Source organism: Rhodoferax sp. GW821-FHT09E07, assembly GCF_059416145.1.
On sequence record NZ_JBWKOP010000002.1, the window covers coordinates 192,906 to 213,422 of the forward strand.

Annotated in this window: 20 protein-coding genes and 1 pseudogene; 1 reads left to right on the forward strand and 20 read right to left on the reverse strand. The window is 66.2% G+C overall.

Annotated features, from left to right (window positions below):
• The first annotated feature begins 23 nt into the window (after nucleotides 1-23).
• The gene (locus AC07OE_RS04100; RefSeq protein ID WP_495069299.1) at nucleotides 24-602 is read left to right on the forward strand and encodes a hypothetical protein; all 579 of its coding nucleotides are present in this window, start codon (nucleotides 24-26) and stop codon (nucleotides 600-602) included.
• 2 nt (nucleotides 603-604) lie between these two features.
• On the opposite strand, the gene AC07OE_RS04105 is transcribed toward AC07OE_RS04100, so the two are convergent.
• From AC07OE_RS04105 to AC07OE_RS04200, 20 genes and pseudogenes are all read right to left on the reverse strand, one after another.
• Nucleotides 605-1,156: a histidine phosphatase family protein gene (locus AC07OE_RS04105; RefSeq protein ID WP_495069300.1), complete on the reverse strand. Its 552-nt coding sequence runs from the start codon at nucleotides 1,154-1,156 to the stop codon at nucleotides 605-607.
• Nucleotides 1,153-2,022 (reverse strand): adenosylcobinamide-GDP ribazoletransferase, encoded by an 870-nt coding sequence (locus AC07OE_RS04110; RefSeq protein ID WP_495069301.1) that lies wholly within the window; start codon nucleotides 2,020-2,022, stop codon nucleotides 1,153-1,155. The genes AC07OE_RS04105 and AC07OE_RS04110 overlap by 4 nt, the downstream gene beginning before the upstream one ends.
• An 11-nt stretch (nucleotides 2,023-2,033) precedes the next feature.
• Nucleotides 2,034-3,122: a nicotinate-nucleotide--dimethylbenzimidazole phosphoribosyltransferase gene (gene cobT, locus AC07OE_RS04115; RefSeq protein WP_495069302.1), complete on the reverse strand. Its 1,089-nt coding sequence runs from the start codon at nucleotides 3,120-3,122 to the stop codon at nucleotides 2,034-2,036.
• A gap of 19 nt (nucleotides 3,123-3,141) precedes the next feature.
• Entirely contained in the window at nucleotides 3,142-4,626 is a 1,485-nt protein-coding gene (locus AC07OE_RS04120; RefSeq protein ID WP_495069303.1) for a cobyric acid synthase, read from the reverse strand.
• On the reverse strand, nucleotides 4,623-5,609 hold the full coding sequence (locus AC07OE_RS04125) for an aminotransferase class I/II-fold pyridoxal phosphate-dependent enzyme (protein ID WP_495069304.1): 987 nt from the start codon (nucleotides 5,607-5,609) through the stop codon (nucleotides 4,623-4,625). The genes AC07OE_RS04120 and AC07OE_RS04125 overlap by 4 nt, the downstream gene beginning before the upstream one ends.
• Nucleotides 5,606-6,574, reverse strand: coding sequence for an adenosylcobinamide-phosphate synthase CbiB (cbiB, locus tag AC07OE_RS04130; protein ID WP_495069305.1), 969 nt, complete (start codon nucleotides 6,572-6,574; stop codon nucleotides 5,606-5,608). The genes AC07OE_RS04125 and cbiB overlap by 4 nt, the downstream gene beginning before the upstream one ends.
• Nucleotides 6,571-7,296 carry a 5,6-dimethylbenzimidazole synthase gene (bluB, locus tag AC07OE_RS04135; RefSeq protein ID WP_495069306.1) on the reverse strand — a complete coding sequence of 242 codons (726 nt, stop codon included), beginning with the start codon at nucleotides 7,294-7,296 and terminating at the stop codon, nucleotides 6,571-6,573. Before bluB ends, cbiB begins: the two co-directional genes overlap by 4 nt.
• Nucleotides 7,297-7,309: 13 nt before the next feature.
• Nucleotides 7,310-8,050 (reverse strand): uroporphyrinogen-III C-methyltransferase, encoded by a 741-nt coding sequence (cobA, locus tag AC07OE_RS04140; protein ID WP_495069307.1) that lies wholly within the window; start codon nucleotides 8,048-8,050, stop codon nucleotides 7,310-7,312.
• Nucleotides 8,047-8,889: a CbtA family protein gene (locus AC07OE_RS04145; protein ID WP_495069308.1), complete on the reverse strand. Its 843-nt coding sequence runs from the start codon at nucleotides 8,887-8,889 to the stop codon at nucleotides 8,047-8,049. The genes cobA and AC07OE_RS04145 overlap by 4 nt, the downstream gene beginning before the upstream one ends.
• 24 nt (nucleotides 8,890-8,913) lie before the next feature.
• Nucleotides 8,914-9,105, reverse strand: a complete 192-nt coding sequence (locus AC07OE_RS04150; protein WP_495069309.1) for a CbtB domain-containing protein — start codon at nucleotides 9,103-9,105, stop codon at nucleotides 8,914-8,916.
• Between the two features lie 54 nt (nucleotides 9,106-9,159).
• Nucleotides 9,160-9,555, reverse strand: coding sequence for a DUF1636 family protein (locus AC07OE_RS04155; RefSeq protein WP_495069310.1), 396 nt, complete (start codon nucleotides 9,553-9,555; stop codon nucleotides 9,160-9,162).
• Nucleotides 9,556-9,577: 22 nt separating this feature from the next.
• Nucleotides 9,578-10,264, reverse strand: a complete 687-nt coding sequence (locus AC07OE_RS04160) for a vWA domain-containing protein (protein ID WP_495069311.1) — start codon at nucleotides 10,262-10,264, stop codon at nucleotides 9,578-9,580.
• Nucleotides 10,243-11,310 carry a magnesium chelatase ATPase subunit I gene (locus tag AC07OE_RS04165; RefSeq protein ID WP_495069312.1) on the reverse strand — a complete coding sequence of 356 codons (1,068 nt, stop codon included), beginning with the start codon at nucleotides 11,308-11,310 and terminating at the stop codon, nucleotides 10,243-10,245. Before AC07OE_RS04165 ends, AC07OE_RS04160 begins: the two co-directional genes overlap by 22 nt.
• An 8-nt stretch (nucleotides 11,311-11,318) precedes the next feature.
• Entirely contained in the window at nucleotides 11,319-15,137 is a 3,819-nt protein-coding gene (gene cobN / locus AC07OE_RS04170) for a cobaltochelatase subunit CobN (RefSeq protein WP_495069313.1), read from the reverse strand.
• Between the two features lie 20 nt (nucleotides 15,138-15,157).
• Nucleotides 15,158-16,219 carry a cobalamin biosynthesis protein CobW gene (gene cobW, locus AC07OE_RS04175; RefSeq protein WP_495069314.1) on the reverse strand — a complete coding sequence of 354 codons (1,062 nt, stop codon included), beginning with the start codon at nucleotides 16,217-16,219 and terminating at the stop codon, nucleotides 15,158-15,160.
• A gap of 21 nt (nucleotides 16,220-16,240) precedes the next feature.
• Nucleotides 16,241-17,086 carry an ABC transporter substrate-binding protein gene (locus AC07OE_RS04180; RefSeq protein WP_495069315.1) on the reverse strand — a complete coding sequence of 282 codons (846 nt, stop codon included), beginning with the start codon at nucleotides 17,084-17,086 and terminating at the stop codon, nucleotides 16,241-16,243.
• 1 nt (nucleotide 17,087) lies between these two features.
• Nucleotides 17,088-17,657: a cob(I)yrinic acid a,c-diamide adenosyltransferase gene (gene cobO / locus AC07OE_RS04185; RefSeq protein WP_495069601.1), complete on the reverse strand. Its 570-nt coding sequence runs from the start codon at nucleotides 17,655-17,657 to the stop codon at nucleotides 17,088-17,090.
• A 27-nt stretch (nucleotides 17,658-17,684) separates the two neighbouring features.
• A pseudogene (locus AC07OE_RS04190) lies at nucleotides 17,685-18,470 on the reverse strand (ABC transporter ATP-binding protein); the annotation flags it as partial.
• Nucleotides 18,467-19,555, reverse strand: coding sequence for a FecCD family ABC transporter permease (locus AC07OE_RS04195; protein ID WP_495069316.1), 1,089 nt, complete (start codon nucleotides 19,553-19,555; stop codon nucleotides 18,467-18,469). The pseudogene AC07OE_RS04190 and the gene AC07OE_RS04195, both read right to left, overlap by 4 nt.
• The gene (locus AC07OE_RS04200) at nucleotides 19,552-20,382 is read right to left on the reverse strand and encodes an ABC transporter substrate-binding protein (protein WP_495069317.1); all 831 of its coding nucleotides are present in this window, start codon (nucleotides 20,380-20,382) and stop codon (nucleotides 19,552-19,554) included. The genes AC07OE_RS04195 and AC07OE_RS04200 overlap by 4 nt, the downstream gene beginning before the upstream one ends.
• Nucleotides 20,383-20,517: the final 135 nt, after the last annotated feature.

The window sequence follows — 20,517 nt, forward strand, 5'->3', positions numbered from 1 at the left end:
ACCGCACCAACCCCAGGGAAATCATGAAAACCATAACGACAATTGCGCTGCCCGCCTGCGCATTGGCACTGCTGCTCAGCAGCTGCGGCGGAGGCAGCGGTGGAACGGCCCAAGCCCAATCCAGTGGCAGCACACCTGCAGTCAAAAACCTCTCCAGCTTTGTAAATACCTACTGGTACGTGCCCACCAGCTACCTGCCTGCACAAAAGTACGTCAGCGTCCCCAGCAAATCGGTAACGCAGGTAAATGACCAGACGGTCTGGCACTTCACCTCGGCCAGCAATGGCTATCTGATGGGCTGCGCGTTCACCTCCACCGACAATGGCAGCAGCTGGACAGCTTCCACACTGATCGGATCGGTCACGATCAACGACACGGTGTCGATTGGCTTCTTTGGAAGCTCGTTGGTCGTGGGCCAAGGCCTGTTGACCACGGCCTATAGCCAGCCTGCTTTCATCATGCAAATATCGGCGGGATCGGGGGCCGCAGGCTTGACCCACTGGGCCTATATGTTGCCGATTACGTCGTCCGATACCAGTTGGAACAGCCTTCCGGGAACCAGTGGCATCAGCGTCCCCACTGCCATTGCAGCAGGATGTTGATCTCAATCTAGGCACACCCACTGCCCAAAAGTCGGCGCGCTCTGAGGCCACTGTGCGGCAGTCTGGATGTGACGCTGGCCCCGGGCCAGCAGGCTGGCCGCCCGCGCCACGCCGGCGTGTGTGATCCACACCTGGGCCTGGCCCGCCGCGCGCGCGGGCAGGCAGGCGTCCCACACCTGGGCCACGCGGGCCATGAATTCGGCCACCGATTCCTGTCCACCGAAGCGGTGCGCCCAGAAGTCATCCGTCCAGGCGTCCATGGCCTCCTTCGCAATGTCGGCCCAGGCCACGCCCTCGAACATGCCAAAGTGCATTTCCACCAGCCGCGGCTCGGGTTTGAAGGTCAAATCAGGGCGTAGCCCCCGTAAACATTGCGCCAGCAGCTCACATCTTTGTAGCACCGAGACGTGCACTTCGGCGCCCGGTGGTAGCTCCTGCGCCAACGTATTAGCCGCGCGCGTTGTGGCTTCGGGTTCTGCCGGCAGGTCCAGTGCGCCGTAGCAAATGCCGGGTGCCACCAACGGCTGCGCGTGGCGCACCACCCACAGTGTCATGCCAGCCCGCCGCGGGTCCACACGCTCCAGGCCAGCGCCAAGCCCAGATAAAACGCCAGCTCGCAGACCTGCTGCGTGGCGCCCAGGCAATCGCCGGTGAAGCCCTGCAGGCGGCGCGCAAACCATCGCCGCATGCCCAGCCAAGCCAGACCACTGGCCAGCACGCCGGTGCCCAGCCAGAGGGCCAAGGCCTGCACCGTCAGCACCGGCACTACAAAAACCATAGCTGCTTGCGCAATAACCACGAGGGCTAGAGCACTAAATGACCACACACCCGCCACCCACAGACTACCCAGGCTGATCTGGTCCGCCAACGGTTTGGACTTGGAGCCGGCCACGTCGCCCACATGCGGCAGCAGGCGAATGGTCAGCAGCGGCCAGAAGCGCGACACCACATGGCCCGTGAACAGCGCCACACACAACACCGCGCCGTGCAGCGAGCCCAGCAGCGCCAGCAGGCTCACCTTCGCCAGCAGCGCCAGCACCACAGCAATGGCGCCAAATGCGCCCACACGCGAGTCCTTCATGATTTCCAGCGCCCGCGCGCGGCTCTGCGTGCCACCCAGCCCATCGGCCACATCGGCCAGGCCGTCTTCGTGGAAAGCGCCGGTGATGAGCACGCTGAGTACCGTGCCCAACACCGCAGCCACCAGCGGCGCAAACGGGCTGGCGGGCAACAGCACGAGCAACAGCACGCTTGCCAAGGCCACCACGCCCCCCACCAGCCAACCCACGCCCGGCAGGTGCGCGGCGCTGGCGCGCAACATGGCCGGGCTGAAACCCACCCAGTCCGCCAGCCGGCCGGTCACCGGCACGCGCGTAAAGAACTGCAGCGACAGCAGGTAGTGGCGAAGGAAACGGGCCATGGCGCCTTGACTCAATGGATGACGACTGGGTCGACCGATTTCTCGGATACGCCGGCAGACGCAAAACTCGCCATGTCCCGCAGGATGGTGCAGGCCGACTGCAGCAGCGGCCAGGCCAGCGCGGCGCCCGAACCTTCACCCAGACGCAGGCCCAGGTCCAGCAAGCCCTGCACGCCCAGGTGCTGCAACATGAACTCATGGCCGCGCTCGCCCGAGCGGTGCGCAAACACGCAGCGCTGCAACACCAGCGGCTGCAGCGCATGCGCCACCAGCACCGCGCTGGTGGCAATGAAACCATCCACCACGATCAGGCGGCGCTCATGTGCTGCCTGCAACACCGCACCCACCATGGTCGCAATCTCAAAGCCGCCGAACGCCGCCAGTGCGTCCAACGGCGCGGTGGCGTTAGCATGGCGTGCCAGCACTTCGCGTAGTACCTCGGTCTTGCGTTGCACGGCCGGCGCATCCAACCCGGTACCAGCACCCGTGCACACCGCAATGTCCAGCCCGGCCAGGCGCGACAACAGCAGCGACGCCGCGGAGGTATTGCCAATACCCATTTCGCCCAGCAGCAGCGCATTGCCCGGCAAGCCCTTCATCAGGTCCATGCCGTGTTGCAGCGCTTCGTCGCGTTGCGTATGAGTCATCGCGGCTTGGGCTGAGGAATCCGCCGTGCCCAGCTCCGCACCCGTGGCCTTGCGCACCTGCAAGCCAGGGCGCGTGCTGCCCGCAGGCAAGCCGGCCAAGAAGTCGCGCTTCACGCCACAGTCCACCACGGTCAGCGCAATGCCGTTTTGTTTGGCCAGTACGCTGACCGCCGCACCGCCGGCCAGAAAGTTTTCCACCATCTGCCAAGTCACATCGCTGGGAAACGCCGAGATACCGCGTGCGGTGAGCCCATGGTCCCCCGCAAACACCACCATCTGCGGCTGGTCCAACACGGGGGCCGTGCTGCCCAGAATCTGGCCAATCTTGAGGGCCACGTCTTCCAGGCGGCCCAGGGAACCCAGGGGCTTGGTCTTGTTGTTGAGCGTGGCCTGCAGCGCTTCTGTGAGCGTGGCGTCGGAAATGTCGGCAAGAGTAGGCAGGAAGTTCGTCATGGCAATCGCTTTCAAAAAATCAGTTCAACAAATCTTTCAGCACACCTTCCGAGAAGTGCGCTGCGATGTAATCCGCCAGCCCGTCAAACACGGTCTCCAGCGTGGGTACGGTGCCGCCCAGTTGCGCGCCAAACAGCGCTTGCAACACGGCGGCATCTTCAAACAAGCCGTGCAGGTACAGGCCCAGCACATTGCCGCGGGCGTTGCACCAGCCGAGGCCATCGGGTAACACCGCATGGGCCAAGTCGCCGCCGGCGGCCATGGCAGCGTGCTGCGCGGTCTGGCCATGGTGGATCTCGTAGCCGGTCAACGGGGCGCCTGCCAGTGCAGACCACCGCCCGTCGATATGCGGCTCGAAGCGGGTGGATGTGTGACGCACGGTCTTGTCTTCGGCAAACACCGTCACCAGCGGCAACAATCCCAACCCAGGCGCATTGCCGTCAATCCCATGCGGATCAATCAGCGCCTCACCCAGCATCTGCAAACCACCGCACACCCCTAGCACCACCCCGCCCTGCCCCGCATGCCGCGCGATCGCCGCGTCCAGCCCTTGGGAGCGCAGCCAGCCCAGATCGCCACTGGTGTGCTTGGAACCCGGTAGGATGATCCAGTCGGTCGGCTTGAGCCCTGCCAGCTCAGAAGGCGAACGTACCCACTGCAAACGCAGGCCCGGAATATTCTTGAGCGGCTGGAACTCATCCAGATTGCTGATGCGCGGATAAGCCACCACCGCTACCGTCAGGTTCACCGAGCCCCGGCTCACACTGCGGTCGTCAAACACGCCGTCTTCCTCCGGCAGACCGTGGTGCCACCACATGGGCAAGGTGGCCACGGTGCGAATGCCGGTCAGGTCTTGCAGCATCTGTGGCGCAGGGGCCAGCAGCGTGGCATCACCGCGAAACTTGTTGAGCACAAAGCCCTTGATGAGTTGGCGTTGGTCTTCCGGCAGCAGCGCCCAGGTGCCATAGAGGTGGGCAAACGCGCCGCCGCGGTCAATGTCCGTCACCAGCAAGCAGGCCGCATCGCCATGCTGGGCCACACGCATGTTCACCACATCGCTGGTGGCCAGATTGATTTCTGCCGGTGAGCCCGCGCCTTCAATCACCACCACGTCGTTCTCGGCCCGCAAGTCGTCCAAGGCCTGCGCAATCTGTGGCCAGACCTTCAGGCTGCGGCCGCGCCAGGGCATGGCGCTCAGCTCCGGACTCACCTGCCCCATGAGTACCACCTGGCTGTGCGTGTCGCGCTCGGGTTTGAGCAGCAGCGGGTTCATGCGCACATCGGGCACAGCGTTGGCGGCCAGGGCCTGGAAATACTGGGCGCTGCCAATTTCGCCCTGGCCGTTGTCAGAAGCCACGACGCGCGCGTTGTTGCTCATGTTCTGCGCCTTGAACGGGGCCACCTTGAGCCCCTGGCGCGCGTAGTAGCGGCAAAGTGCTGTGGTGAGCCAGCTTTTGCCGGCGCCGCTGGTGGTGCCCAGCACCATGACGCATTTGGCGGTCATGCAGCCACTTTCTGGTTCAGTGCGTTGGCCAGTGCGTCTTGCGCGGCGGGCGGCAACACGCCCAGCCGCACCCAGCCCGGCAGGCCAAACGAGGTCGCGTCGCGCAGCTTGATGCCTTGCGCGCGCAGCGTGGCGCAAAGGGCCACGGTATCCACACCCGCAGGCGGGCGGGCGCAGAAAAACGGGGTGTCGCTGACCTGCAGGCTCCAGCCTGCGGCGTGCAGCAGATCGGTCTGTCGCAGCTTCCATGTCGCTAGCGTTTGCAGGCTGACCTGCAGCCATGCCTGGGTGTCGGGCTGTGTCCAGGCCGTAAGCAGGGCCACGCCATGTGCGCCCAGCACCCACGAAGGCGCCAGCGCATCCAACTGCTTCACCGCCCCGTCGGCTCCCAGTGGCGCGATCGCGTAAGCCGCGCGCACGCCGGTCAGGCCCAGCGCCTTGTTGGGCGAAAACAGCTGCCATAGCTGCTGGCGCTGGCTGTCGCCCAGCGTGGGTTGCCCTTCCAGGCGCAGGGGCGCATAGGCGCTGTCCAGCACCACGATGCCGCGCAAACTGGCCAGTGCCGGGCTGTGCGCCTGGCCCAGCGGGCTGGAGGGCTCGCAGGCCCAGACCAGCGACGCCGCGTTGGCATCGGTCATCGCCGGCAGGCCCCAGGCTTGTGCGGCATGCGCGTAGTCGCCATAGGCGTGCGTGGGTAGGCAGACGCTGCGTGCGCCCTGCTGCACGGCCCAGGCGGTGACGCGAAAAATGAATTCGCTGGCGCTGCCTGCCAGCGTGATACGCCAGGGCTCCACACCGTGGAAGGCGGCCAAGGCAGCGCGCAGCGCCGCGTAACCCGCATCCGGGTAGCGTGTGGCCTCAGCGGCCTGCACCGCAGCCAGCGCTTGCGGACAAGGTCCACAGGCGTTGCTATTGGTGGAAAAGTCGTGCAACGGCGCGCCCAACGCGTCGGGCCCGCCATGGACACGGGAGAACGCGTTCATCGCCCGGCCCCAATCACTATTAAAACCATAGCTGCCAGCGCAATAACGACGAGGGCTAGCAGTGCCTTTGATGCATAACTGAGAGCAGAAGCTGTGTCCATGGTGTCCGCTGCCCTGCCCTGCGCGTTGAGCACATAAACGCCGGGTTTGCGCAGCGCCACGTCCAGGTTCAGCGCCATGGCGGCCATGGGCCAGCCGCTGTTGGGCGAGGGGGTTTGCCGCGCCTCGGCCCGCAGGCGGCGCGCCAGCACCGCACCGCGCACGCCGGCCGCCAGCAGCAACAGCGCAGCGGTGATGCGCGCCGGCACATAGCTCAGCCCGTCGTCCACCCGCGCCGCCCATTTGCCGGCCCACTGCCAGTTGGCGCCCTGGTAGACACCGGGATAGCCCCACATGGCGTCGGCCGTGTTGGCAAAGCGGTACAGCGCAGCACCAGGCAGCCCCAGCAGCACAAACCAGAAAAGCGGTGCCACGACCGAGTCGTTCAGGTTCTCGGCCAGCGTCTCAATTGCGCTCTCGCGCACCTGGGTATCGCTGAGCTGGGCCACATCGCGGCTCACCAGCCAGCGCAGGCGTTCGCGGCCCGCCGCCAAGGACTGGCCCAGCGCGGCTTCTACCGCCCGCACCTCGCTTTGCAGCATGGCCCAGGCCAAGAGTGGCTTGAGCAGCAGGCCCAGCAACAGCCCCTGCCACCACCAGGGCAAGCCGTGCAGCGACCATTGCAGCGCACCAGCCGCTCCTGAAACCATAGCTGCCCCCGCAGACCAGACGAGGGCCGCGAGCCAAAATGCCTTGTAATCTGCGACGCCGGGCTCCTGCAGCGTGTGGTGCTGCACCCAGCGCCCCACGGCGCCCAGGTAGTTGCCCATCCACACCACGGGGTGCAGGCGCACGGGCGGTTCGCCCCACCAGCGGTCTACCGCCAACGCGACCAAAATGGCTACATTGGTTGCCAGAAGGCTCATGGAGTGTTCACCGAGGATGTGCCACATGGGGCGCCAGCGTCCGACCTCAAGGCCTGGCCCCAGGCGTTTTCAAACAGCAGGTCATCCAGGGCACAACGCTTCGCCCAACGCTCCTTTTGCAGCATGGGCTCTTCGTAAAAGGCATGTACAGGTCCGATGCACAGCAGCGCGATGGGCTCGGCGCCCGCCGGCATGTGCAGGAGTGCGGCGACCGCTGACGGGTCAAACAGGGACACCCATCCCACACCCAATCCCTCTGCACGCGCGGCCAACCAGAGGTTTTGAATGGCACAGGCAGCCGACGCCAGGTCCATCTGCGGCAAGGTACGGCGCCCGAATATATGGGCCTCCCGGCCGTCAGCGAGTGCCACAGCCCACAGCTCGGCGGCATCGCGCATGCCCTCCACCTTCAGGCGCATGAACGCATCTTGGCGTTCCCCCAGGGCTTGGGCGGTTTTCACGCGTTCCTGCTCGACCAAGGCATGCAAATCCGCGCGCACAGCGGCATCTGAAATACGCACAAACCGCCATGGTTGCATGAAACCCACGCTGGGCGCGTGGTGCGCCGCCGTCAGCAGCCGCCGCATCACCTCGGGCGCGACGGCCCCACCGGCAAAGTGGCGCATATCACGCCGCTCGAAAATGGCCCGGTACACCGCCTTGCATTCGGGCTCGGAAAAGCCCGAGGCAGCGGCATCGGGGGGCGTGGGCGTTACCGCCATAGGTGGCGAGCCCTCAATCTGCACGGTAGTCCGGGCTCAGTTGCACAGTCTCGCCAATGATCAACAAACCTGGCTGCGGCCCATAGGCTGGCGCACGGGCCACCAGATTGCGCAAGCTGGTCGCGATTACGGTTTGCGTGGGCCGTGTGCCGTCGCGCACGATGGCCGCCGGCGTCTCGGGTGACAGGCCGTGGCGGATGAGCTGCTGCGCAATCTGCGGCAGGCGCTGCACGCCCATGTAGAACACCCGCGTCTGTCCCGGGCGCGCCAAAGCCGCCCAGTCATGCGTGGCGTCGTCGTCGGCCAGATGGCCGGGCAGGAACACACAGCTGCCTGCCAGGTCGCGGTGCGTAAGCGGAATGCCCGCCGCGGCCGAGCAACCGCTGGCCGCGGTCACGCCCGGCACCACCTCAAACGCAATGCCTGCGGCCTGCAATGCCTGCACCTCTTCGCCACCGCGGCCAAACACATAGGGGTCGCCCCCCTTGAGGCGCACCACGCGCGCACCGCGTCGCGCATGCAGCACCAGCAGATCGTGGATGCCTTCTTGCGGCACCGCGTGGTTGCCCAAGGCCTTGCCCACATAGACACGCTGCGCAGATGCCGGGATCAGCGCCAGCACTTCGGGCCCAATCAGCCGGTCGTGCACTACCACCTCGGCACGCTGGAGCCGGTCCAGCGCACGCAGCGTCATCAGGTCGGCTGGGCCCGGGCCCGCGCCGACGATGGAGACAAAGCCAGTCACACCGCTCACTGCGAAGCTTGCACTGCGCCCGCTGCGGGCACATCCGCACGCTGCAGCACCGCCAGCAAAGCCGGGCGCACCCAGCGCTGGAAGGTGAGTCCCCCCACCAGGCCCAGGCTGCCCCAGAACGACAGCGCCACCCAGTGGGTGGCCCAGATGAACTGGCGACCCAGCTGTTCCAATGCGGCATGGGCTTCAGGGCCAAAACCTGCCAGGGCATCGCCCTGCAGCTGCGGTGCACCCACCACAAACGGCAGTGCCAACAAGGCTGCGGAGACGAGCCAGCGCCAGCCGGCGCGGACAAAGCCCGCCACCGCACAAGCCCCTGCGGCACTGCCCACGGCGAGTGCCCACCAGACCTGGCGCGCATGCAGCGGCGCGGCTTCCATGCCGGGCACTTCGGCGTGCAGGCCCAGCGATGGCCAGAGGTGAAAGCTCAGCCAGCCAGCGGCAGCCACCAGACCGGCCAGGCGCAGCGAAGCCACGGCAGTGCCTCGTTGGTATAGCCAGACCCCCATCACTGCAAACGCCAGCAGCGCCATGCTGAAGGCGTGCAGGATATTGGCCACCCAGGTCCAGCCAATGCGCTCGGCGCCATTCTCGGGCTCCCATTCCTTGGCTGCGCCATGTTCATGGTCGTGGTCATGCGGGGCCACGCCCTCGGCGTGGGTATGGATGGCTGTTGCGGCATCCGCGGCGGGGGCCGCATGTGCTTCGGCCTTTTGCTCCTCGAACACCTCTGCGGCCAGGATCAGCGGCGCGGCCTGCCAGCGCTGCACGCCGGTTTGCACACTGCCCACCACCACGGCGGTGGCCAGCGCCGCCCAGATCAGTCGTTGGAAAACCATGGCAATCTCCAGTGAAGCGCCGGTTCAATGGCAGGGTTTGACGGTAATGTGACGCACATCGTGCGCGGCGTTGTGGGCCAGCGGGCTCTCGGCAAACGCCACGCCGTAAAGCACCACTAGACCCAATGCAGCCGCACCCAGCAGGGGGCGCAGCACGGTCAGGCCGGGGTTATGGGTGGCAGCGGGGCTGTGGGTCAATGTCGTCGGTTCGGTCATCGCGATCTCCTTCGGGTTGGTAATGGAAAAACGTACGCAAAAAAATGGAATGGATCAGGCCGGCGCCAAGCCTGGCGGGGGCAATCGGGCAAGGATACCGCTGCGCATGCGCTCGGGGCGACTGTTTCGGGCCAGGTTGCCGTCGGCACTGTTTTTGTGCAGCTGCGCGCAGGCAATCACCTGGGCAGCGGTTTCGGCATCGGGCGCCAGGTCGCCAAAGTAATAGGTGAACTTACCCTGAGCCTGCAGCGTCACGGTGCAGGCGCGCGAACAGCCACTCATGCAGGCGAGGCCGCGCACTTGCAGGCCCTTGTGTTCGCCGGTGTCCAGCTCACACGCGAAGAGTGCGTCCTGCACGGCTTCGAACAGGGCCAGGCCTTCGGCCGGCAGCTCGCGCGAGGCGCCCGGCGGGCGGCAGGTGGTGCAGACAATGATTTCGGTATCGGACATAAATAGAAAATTCGGTAAGGGTTCAGGTCTGTGCCAGCCGGTGCTCTGCGCCCCAGCGCGTGGCCCAGGCGGCGCAGCGGCCCAGGTTCTTTTTCGGGTCGTCAAAGTCGACGATGACCAGATGCTGCGGCGTCAGCGGGGCCTGCGGTTGCTCCAGCGTGCGGCCATCGGTCAGCAGCCAGAGCCAGCATTCGGTGGGGCCACTGACACGCAAAGTGCGCTGTAGCAGGCGGTCAGCCTGCACCAAGGCCTCTGCCAGCGGCGTGCCACCACCACCGCCCACGGGGCGCAGGCGCTGGCTGCCGGAGGCGCGTGCGCGGCCGGGTGGCAGCAACAGCTCCACGCCCTGCCCGCCAAAGCGCAGCAGCGCCACATCGTCACCTTGGCGTGCGGCCTGCTCGATCATGAAGGCCGCATGGCCCTTGGCCAGCGCGAGGCGGCCGCGCTGACGCATGGAGCCCGAGGTGTCCAGAACGATGCAATGCAGCCGCCCGGCACGCAGCGCCACGGGCTGGTGGCGCAGGTGCGCGCGCTGCAACGGCGCCGCGCCTTTGGCGACCACGGTGGGCAGCCAGGCAATAGCGCTGCTGCGCTGCCGTGCACCGGGCGCAGTCGTTGTAGAAGATGCCTGGGGTGGAGGCCACCGCCAGCTGCCAGGCCCGTTACGCGGGCGGCGGCTGGGGTGGCCTAGGCTTTTTTTGGTGGCCACCCTGCGATGCGTTGGACCTTGGTGGTGCCTTCGGGCTGGGCGGGCATGGTGCCCCAGTCGCCTTGGGGCGTGGGGGCGGCGGCTTGCTGGTCTTGCGGGCGCTGCGGGTTCTGTTGCGGTGGCTGTGGTGCGTTAGCGTTGTTTGGCGGCTGCACTGCATTGCCCTCGGGACGGCGATGGGCTAGTGCGAGTTCGGCCACGGCGTCCACATCCGCCACCGTCACTTCATTGCGCCCTTCCAGTGCGGTCAATGCACGGGCGGCGCGCAGCATCACCAGGTCGGCACGCATGCCATCCACACCGGCGGCGATGGCACAGGCGGCGGCGTGGTGCAGCACTGCGTCAGGCCATGTCAGCCGTGGCAATGCGGCACGGGCTGTTACCAATGCGGCACTCAGCGCGCTCTGCTCTTCCTCGTGCTGCTCGCCCAAGCCCGCGGGGTTTTCATCAAAGCCCAGGCGCGCACGCAAAATCGCCGTGCGCTGCGCAGCATCGGTCGGGTTGGCCAGCGCCACCGACAGGCCAAAGCGGTCCAGCAGTTGCGGGCGCAGCTCACCCTCCTCCGGGTTCATGGTGCCTACGAGCACAAAACGCGCGGCGTGCTGCTGCGAAATACCGTCTCGCTCCACCGTATTGACGCCACTGGCGGCCACATCCAGCAGCGCATCCACCAGCGCATCGGGCAGCAGGTTCACTTCGTCCACATAAAGCACACCGCCATGGGCCCGCGCTACGAGGCCGGGCGCCAGGCGTACTTTGCCATCGCGCAACACGTCTTCCACATTGAGCGTGCCCACCAGTTGCTCCAGGCTGGCGGCCAGCGGCAGCGTGACAAAGGGCGCACCGGGCAGCAGCGCAGCCAGCGCACGCGCCGCCGTGGACTTGGCCGTACCGCGCGGACCACTGATCAACACCCCGCCAATGCCGGGGTCGATGGCAGCGAGCTGCAAGGCACGCTGCAGTTGCGGCTGGCCCACCAAGGCGGTAAAGGGAAACGCCGCGCGCGTGGCGGGCTCCAGAGAAATGTTGTCTGTAGAAGTGTTCATAGTCGTATTCATACCAAGGGCCCTTCTCCGTGTTCTTCAACGCGGCGCTCCAGCGCCAGCAAATGGTCTTCAATGCGTTCGCGCTGGTCACCCGGCGCCTCCCACAGGCCGCGCTGCATGGCTTCGAGCAGGCGCTCGCCAATGCTGCGCAGCGCGCCAGGGTTGTGTTGTTGCAGAAACGCGCGGTTGGTGTCGTCGTACAGATAGGCATCGGCCACCAGCGCGTACTGGTGGTCACCCACCACGCCGGTGGTGGCGTCAAACGCAAACAAATAGTCCACCGTGGCGGCCATCTCGAACGCCCCTTTGTAGCCGTGGCGGCGCACGCCCTCCAGCCACTTGGGGTTGACGGCGCGCGAGCGCACCACGCGCGCCACCTCTTCGCCCAGCGTGCGGATGCGCGGTGCACCGGGCACGCTGAAGTCGCCGTGGTACAGCGCAGCGGCCTCGCCGGTCAGGGCTTCCACGGCCACTGCCATGCCGCCCTGGAACTGGTAGTAGTCGTCCGAGTCGAGCACATCGTGCTCGCGGTTGTCCTGGTTGTGCAGCACCGCGTCCAGCCCGGCAATGCGCTGCTCAAAACTGCCGCGCGCGGCCACGCCGTGCTCACCCTGGCCGTACGCAAAGGCACCGGCACGCAGATAGGCCTGGGCCAGATCATTGCCATCAGTCCAGCGGCCACTAGCCATCAGTTCCTGCAAACCAGCGCCATAGCCCCCAGGACGCGGTCCAAACACGCGCCACGTAGCTTCGCGCTCCGCCGCCTCGGCGCTCTGGCCTTTGGCCTGTGCGTCCGCCGCCTCGCGTCGCACGCGGGCGCGGATGGGGTTGACCTCGTCGGGCTCGTCCTCTTCACTGATCGCGGCCACGGTGCGCACCGCGGTGTCGAATAGGTCGATCACATTGGGGAAGGCATCGCGGAAGAAGCCAGATACCCGCAGCGTCACATCCACGCGCGGGCGGCCCTTCAAACTCATGGGCAGCACCTCGATGTCCGTCACCCGGCTGCTGCCATCGGCCCACTTGGGCCGCACACCCAGCAGCGCAAACGCCTGGGCAATGTCTTCGCCGCCCGTACGCATGGTGCTGGTGCCCCAGACCGACAGACCCACCTGGCCCGGCATGCTGCCGTGGTCTTGCAGGTGCCGCTCAATCACACGCTCGGCCGCGGCAGCGCCCATGGCGTAGGCGGTTTGTGTGGGCACGGCGCGCGTGTCCACCGAATAGAAGTTGCGGCCGGTGGGCAGCACATCAGGGCGGCCACGTGACGGGGCGCCGCTGGGGCCGGCGGGCACGAACTTGCCAGACAGGCCACGCAGGCATTGCAAAATTTCTTGCGGACCGCAAGCGTCAAGGCGTGGGCGCAGCACGGCTTGCATGCGTTGCAGCACCGGGGCTGTGTGGGGCCAAGCTAAGGCATCGATTGTTTGGTCGTCCACCACGTGGTCAATCACTAACTGACGCGCAAGAAGTTCCAGTCTCTCGCGTGTATGGCCCGCATGGCGCCAGGCCTCGGTGCTCACGCCCCGCAACACCGCAGGGAATGGACCACTCCAGGGTGCCGCCCACTCCGGGCTCAACGCGCTAAAGCCATCCACACCGTCCAATTGCAAATCCTTCGCCAGTGCCACCAGCAGGCTGCGCTGCCCGGCCGCCGTGCCACCCGGAAAACGTGCCAGCGCCACCAGCGTGTCGATCTGCTGGCGACCCTGCGGGGATGTGCCCAGAATGTGCAGACCGTCGCGGATCTGCGATTCCTTGATCTCGCACAGGTAAGCATCCAGCCGCTGCAGCAGCGCCTCGCGGCCCGCATCGTCGGCGGGCTTGGCAAAGCCCAGGTCGGTGTGCAGGTTCTCCGTCAACACGCGGTCCAGAATGTCACCGCGCAGGCGCTGGGCGCGGCGCGGGTCCAGCGAGAGCGCCTCGTAGTACTCGTCCATCTGCCGCTCCAGCTTTTGCAGCGGACCGTAGGTCTCGGCGCGGGTCAGGGCTGGCATCAGGTGGTCGATGATGACGGCCTGCGTGCGGCGCTTGGCCTGGCTGCCCTCGCCGGGATCGTTGACGATAAACGGGTACAGATGCGGCAGCGGGCCCAGGATGGCGTCGGGCCAGCAGTTGGCACCCAGCGCCACGCTTTTGCCGGGCAACCATTCCAGGTTGCCGTGTTTGCCCACATGCACCACAGCGTCCACCGCAAACTGGCGGCGCAGCCAGAAGTAGAAAGCCAGGTAGTTGTGCGTGGGCACCAGATCAGCATCGTGGTAGGTCGCGACCAAATCCAGATCACGCCCGCGCGCTGGCTGGTTGCCGACAAACACATTGCCGTAGCGATGGCCCGACACCATGAAGCTGCCGCTACGCACCATGGGGTCTTGCTCAGGCGCGCCCCACAGCGCGTTGACCGCATCGCGGCTGGCGACGTCCAGGCGGTTGAAGTCCGCCAGGTAGTCGGCCATGGCCAGGCTTTGGCCCACGGGGCGCATGTCGTTGGCGTCCAGGTTGTTCGTCACACCCGCCACCAGCGCCGCCATCAGCGCGTCGCTGCTTTCGGGCAGCCCGCCCGTGGCGTAACCCGCGTCCTGCATGGCGCGCAGCAAGGCCACGGTGGAAGCTGGCGTGTCCAGACCCACGCCGTTGGCCAGGCGGGAGTCGTCATTCGGGTAATTGGCCAAAATCAGCGCCACGCGCTTGTCTGCGTTGGGTTTGTCGCGCAGCACGCACCAGCGGTGCGCGAGTTCGGCCACAAAGGCCATGCGTTCGGGCTCGGGCTGGTAGCGCACCACGTCCACCTCGGTGCGCTCGCAGCGCCAGGCCAGGCCCTTGAAGCTGATGGCGCGCGTGCCAATGCGGCCGTCCACCTCGGGCAGCACCACCTGCATCGCCAGGTCGCGCGGCGCCAGGCCATGCGGGTCAGAGAGCCACTGCTCTTGCGCGCAGCCCGCAGTGATGAGCTGCAGCACGGGCGCATCACCGGCCAACGGCTCCATCTGCGCGCCGTCCACGCTGTCCACGTCATCGCCATCCAGTGCGGTGATGGCAAAGCTGGTGGCGTTGAGCACTACGCCCACGCTGTGCTGTGTGGCCAGTGATTGAAGCAGCGCCAGACTGGTGGGGTTCTTCAATGAATCCACCGCCACCGCCACCGTGTTCAGGCCCTGGTCGTGCAGCGCCGCCAGCATGGCGTCAAACACGGCGGTGTTGCCAGCCTGCACATGGGCGCGGTAAAACACCAAAAGCGCCACGGGCGTGCCGTCTTTCCAAGCTGGGGTAGCCAGGGATTCGTAGACCATCGCTGGTGGCAGCACTGCAGGTGGCTTGGGGCGTGCGCCGATACCAAATGCGGCATGACCTATCAGCTCAAAAAAGTTACGCGCGTTGTCACGGCCGCCTTCGCGCAAGCAGCGCCAGAGCTGGCGGCAGTCCTCCTGCGCGGCGGTGCTGCGCAGCAGCAGTTGCAGGTCTTCGCTCGCGTCCCCCGAGAACAGGGCCAGCCACTGGCCACGTTCGCGCGCCAACTCGCGCACGCGCTCCACCACATAGGCCCAGTCGCTGGCGGCGCCCAGATGGTCAATCACCACCACGCGTGCATGTTGCAGCACGTCGTCCACATACATATCGGCCGAGGCCGGCTGGCGCAGCCACATGAGGTTGGCCAGGCGCACCGTGGGAAAGTGATCAGGCAACTGCTGCGCTGCATCGGCCAGCAACGACAGCGTGGTGTCCGCCGCACTTAGCACCACGATATCACCGCGCGTCTGCTCCACGCGCACTACGCCCTGGCCACCGTCTTCAACGTGGCCGCCGGGGCGGGTGGAGAGCAAATGCATGGCTGCTTTCGGTAAAAGGTTTAAGCCGCGACAGGCGCTGCCAGCGCTTCGCTCAGCTCGGCTTGCAGAACGGCGGCGTTGAGTTCAGCGCCAATCAGCACCAGGCGTGACTGGCGCGCTTCGTCCGCACGCCAGGGGCGGTCAAAGTAGCTGTCAAAACGGCTGCCCACGCCCTGCACTACCAGGCGCATGGTCACGCCGGGCAAGGCTACAAAGCCCTTGGCGCGGTAGATCTCATGGCGCGCCACCACGCCCCGCAGCGCGGCCAGCAGGCCTTCGCGGCTGGTGACGTCCAGTGCCACCTGCACCGAGTCAAACGCGTCGTGGTCGTGGTCTTCTTCCTCGTCGTGGTGGGTCTTGCGCGCATCAATCTGGTCTTCCACCGCGCGCTGCAGGCCCAGCAGCACATCAATGTCAATGCGGCCATGCTGGGCATGCACCAGCTTTACGCCAGGCAGGGTTTCGGCACGGATAGCGGCTTCCACGTCGACCAGCTGCGCGGGCGTCACGCCATCGGTCTTGTGCACCACCACCAGATCAGCGGTGGCCAGCTGATCCTCAAATAGCTCGTGCAGCGGCGAGTCATGGTCCAAGTTGTCATCGGCACGGCGCTGGGCGTCCACGGCCACCGGGTCATCGGCAAAGTCGCCGGCGGCCACAGCCGGTGCGTCCACCACGGTCACCACCGCATCCACGGTGAAAGTGTTGCGCAGCGCGGGCCACTGGAAGGCCTGCACCAGCGGCTTGGGCAGCGCCAGGCCAGAGGTTTCGATGATCAGGTGGTCGATCTGGTCGCGGCGCGCGGCCAGCTTTTCCATGACCGGGGCAAATTCTTCCTGCACGGTGCAGCACAGGCAGCCGTTGGCCAGTTCGTACAACTGGCCATTTTCTTCACCATTCTCGTCGCAGCCAATGCCGCAGCCGCGCAGCAGTTCGCCGTCGATGCCGAGCTCGCCAAACTCATTGACGATGACCGCGATCCGGCGGCCCTGCGCGTTGGCCAGCAAGTGGCGCAACAGCGTGGTCTTGCCGCTGCCCAGAAAGCCGGTGACGATGGTGGCGGGGATTTTTCGGGTTTGCATTCGAGGGTCCTTCAAGAAAATTTAGCGAGATGGCAGTGCTTTCAGGCACTCAACCAGCATTTGGGCGGCCTCACCCAGGCGTGGGCCGGGGCGTGACAGCAAGTCCATGCGCTCGGTGTCCAGCAGGCATAGCTGCTGATTGCGAACTGCTGGCAACGCACTCCAACCAGGGCGATCTGCCAAGTTGGCCAGTGTGGCACGCGGGCCAATGATGAGGTCGGGCGGACGGCGCAACAGCAGCTCGGGGTTGATCTTAGGGAACAGGCCCAGTTCCCCACTCACCACATTGACCAGGCCCAGCTTGGCCACGGTTTCGCCGATAAAACTCTTGTCACTGGCAGCGGCAGCACCAGCGCCCACTTCCACATACACCGAGCGCCCGCGCAATGCGGCCGGCATGCGAGCTGCGGCAGCCTCCAGCTCGCTGCCGATGCGGGCCAGCAGTTCGGTGGCACGCGCGGGCTCGCCCAGCGTATCGCCCAGCTTCACGATCACGCGCTTGAGGTCGTCATGGGTGCGCGCGTCCAGCGTGAGCACCGGCACACCCAGCGCCTGCAGGCGGTCACCGGCACGGCTGCGCGGGCCCAGCAAAACCAGGTTGGGCCGTAACGTGACAATGCGCTCGATCTGCGCGTCTTCCAGACCGCCCACCTTGGGCAGCGCCAGCACCGATGTGGGCCAGGTGGAATACCGGTCCGTACCCACCAGTTGCGCGCAACGCCCCAGCGCACACACCGATTCGGTCAGCGATGGGGACAGCGTGACGATGCGCGACACCGGCTGCGCACTCTGCGCCATGGCGAAGCCGCAGAGCAGGCTTAACGCCAGTCCCAAGACACCCAACATGAACCGCAACCGCGTGTTCATCTCAATCTTCAATGCCGCGTTGTGCGGGCACACCAGCTTTGAAATGGTGCTTGACCAGCGTCATCTCGGTCACCGTGTCTGCAAGGTCCACCAGTTCGCCCGGCGCATTGCGGCCGGTCAGCACCACATGCACATGCGGCGGACGTTCACGCAAGCAGGTGAGGATGGTCTCCAGCGGAATCCAGCCGTAGCGCAGCGGGTACATGATTTCGTCCAGCACCACCATGAAATGTTCGCCGGCGCGAATCGTCGCTTCGGCCTTGGCCCAGCCATCCAGCGCCAGTTGCGCGGAATGGTCCAGGTCCTTGCTCTTCCAGCTAAAGCCGTCGCCCAGGCCAACAATCGGGATACCCAGTTGCTCGAACAAACGGTGTTCGCCAAAACGCGCGGTCGGCACCTTCATGAACTGGTAGACCTTGACGGCTTTGCCGCGGCCATGCGCACGCAGGGCCAGACCAAAAGCGGCCGTGCTCTTGCCCTTGCCGTGGCCGGTGTTGATCAGGATCAGGCCGCGGCGCTCGGCCGTGGGGACGACACGTTCGTAATCGACGGGTGGAGTTTCAATTTGCATGGGAGCCCTCTTGGGGGTTTGGGACACTTTGGGCAGCGCAATCCACTGCCCCTGTACGGGGTGAACGGCAATGCGTCCGTCGAATACATCTTCCATGGCGCGGTGTGTCGCCAGATCGCCGCAGGCGCCCTGATGGGTCACACGGCCCGCGGCCATGACGACCAGGCTGTCGGCCTGCAACGCCATGGTGATCTCGTGCAGAACGCTTACTACGGTCTTGCCCTCGGCGATCAACGCGCGCACCACATCCAGCCAGTCGGCCTGGTGCGGCGGGTCGAGGTTGGCCAGGGGTTCGTCCATCAGCAGCACCTGGGCCTGCACAGCCAGTGCGCGCGCCAGCAGCACGCGCTGGCGTTCTCCGCCCGACAGCTGGCCCAATGCACGCTGGCGCCAGTCCCACGCGCGGGTGGCGCGCAGGGCTTGTTCCACAGCTGCATGGTCGGCCGCATTGGGCGGCGCCAGCCAGGCCTGGTGCGGCAGGCGGCCCAACATGGCCACGTCCCACACGGTCAAATCGTCGGCCGAGGTTTCGTTCTGGCCCAGCCAGGCCAGTTGCCGCGCGCGCTCCTGGTGCGGCAGGCTCTGCAACGGTTGGCCCAGCAAATGGACGCTACCGCTGTGCGGCAGCACGCCGGCCAGGCACTTGAGCAAGGTGGACTTGCCGGCGCCATTGGGGCCCACGATGCTGGTCCACTTTCCGACGGCAATGTCCAGGCTGATGTCGTGCAGGATGGGCTGCTTCTGCAATCCATTTCCGAGGCTAGCCCCGATGGAATGTGCGCTGATAGCTATGGTTTTGGTAGCACCCGTCATGCTGCACGCCCTCCACCCAGGCTGCTGCTACGGTGCATCAGCCACAAGAGATAGCCGCCGCCCAGCACTGCGGTCAGCATGCCCACGGGCAACTCCTGCGGCGCAATGAGGCCGCGCGCCAGCGTGTCCGCTGCCATCAGCAACACGCCGCCCATGAGGCTGGAAAGCAGCATCAGGTGCGCATGCGTGGTCTTGATGACAGAACGCACAAGGTGCGGCGCGGCCAGGCCCACGAACGCAATCAAACCAGTTTGGGCCACGGCAGTGCCCGTGGCCAGCGCCAGCACCGCCACCAGCGCCGCACGCATGGGCGCCACGGGCAGACCCAAGCTGATGGCCGTAGCGTCGCCCAGGCTCAGGCCATCGAGCACCCGCGCCAGCAGCCAGGCTGCCAGCACACACATGGCCCACACGCCGGCCATGAGCACACACGAGGTCCAACCGACAAAGGCGGTGGAGCCCAGCATGAAGGCCTGCATGGCCTGCAGCGACTCGGGCGAGAACAGCAGCACCAAGTGCGTCATGGCGCCCAGCACCACGCCCACCACCACACCTGCCAGCAGCAGACGCAAGGTGTGGCCTACGCCGCGCGACAGCACCAGCGTGAGCGTCACGGCAAACACGGCGCCCAGAAACGCCGCACCGGTCAGGCCCAGACGTACCCACAGGCTGCTGGAGAACACGCTGACCGCCACGCCACCGCTCATCATGCTTGCGGCCGATCCTCCCAGCATGCCGGCGCCACCGCCCAACGCGGCCAGAGCGAGCGCCACGCCCAGCGAAGCGCCAGAGGCGCTGCCCAGCAGATACGGATCAGCCAACGGGTTGCGGAACAGGCCCTGCGCCACCGCACCGGCCAGGCCCAGCAAGGCGCCAGCCGCCCAGGCTCCCAGCGTACGCGGCAGGCGAATCTGCCAGATGATTTGCTGCGCCATGGCGGTCTGCTGCGGGTCCTGTGTGGGGTTGAGCAAGGGACGAATAAGGTTTTCCAGCCCAGCGCTGCCCACGCAGACGCCCAGCGCTACCAGCGCCAATGCACCTAGCACGCCAGCCCAGACCAGCCAGAACACGCGCTTGGGCATCATGGTTTGGCTCCAGGGGCCTTCGTGCTCAGGCACTTGGCCATGAGACGGGCTGCTTCGGCCATGCGCGGACCGGGGCGCACCAGCATGTCGGCCTCGTCTGGCGGGAAGATGCAGACCCGCTGCTCGCGCAACGCGCGAATGCTTTGCCAGCCGGGCCGGGCCGTCAGGCCATCGGCGCTGCGCTGGCCGATCATGATGAGGTCGGGGTTGGCGCGCACGATGTATTCGGGATTGAGTTTGGGAAACGGCCCGAGGTTGGCGGGGACGATGTTTTTGGCGCCCAGGCGCGTGAGTGTTTCGCCAATGAATGAGGCCTCGCCCGCCGCATAGGGGCCCTGGTTCACCTCAAAGTAGACCTTCACAGTACGCACGCTGGCCGGCAGCGACTGGGCGGCGGCCGATACACCGGCATCTATGGCGCGCCAGATTCGCGCGGCGTCTGGCACTTCCAGCAGTTGGCCCAGCTTGAGCATCACGCGCTGCACATCGGCATGGCGTTTGGGTTCCAGCGCAATGACTTTGATGCCTAGCGCCTGCAGCCGGTCGCCAGCGCGGGACGAGGTGGCCATGAGCACCACGTCGGGCTTGAGCGCCACGATCATCTCGATGTTCGGGTCCAACCCGCCGCCCACTTGCGGCAGCTTTTGTACGCGGACTGGGAAGTTGGAATAGCGGTCCACACCTACGAGGCGCTGGCACTGGCCGAGTTCGCACACGGTTTCGGTCAGTGACGGCAAGAGGCTCACGATGCGCTGGGGTGCGGCGGGCAGCGTGACGGTGACGCCGCGGTCGTCGGTGATTTGCAGGGCGTGGGCTGCACCGGTCAATACACACGCCAATGCGATGGCGCAACCGACCAGGCGGCGAAGCGCCGGGGCGTTTTGCTCCGTGTCCCCCGCCCGCTTTGCGGGCTCCTCCTTTACCTGTGCAAAACGCCCCAGCGCTTCACCGCTTCGCTGCAG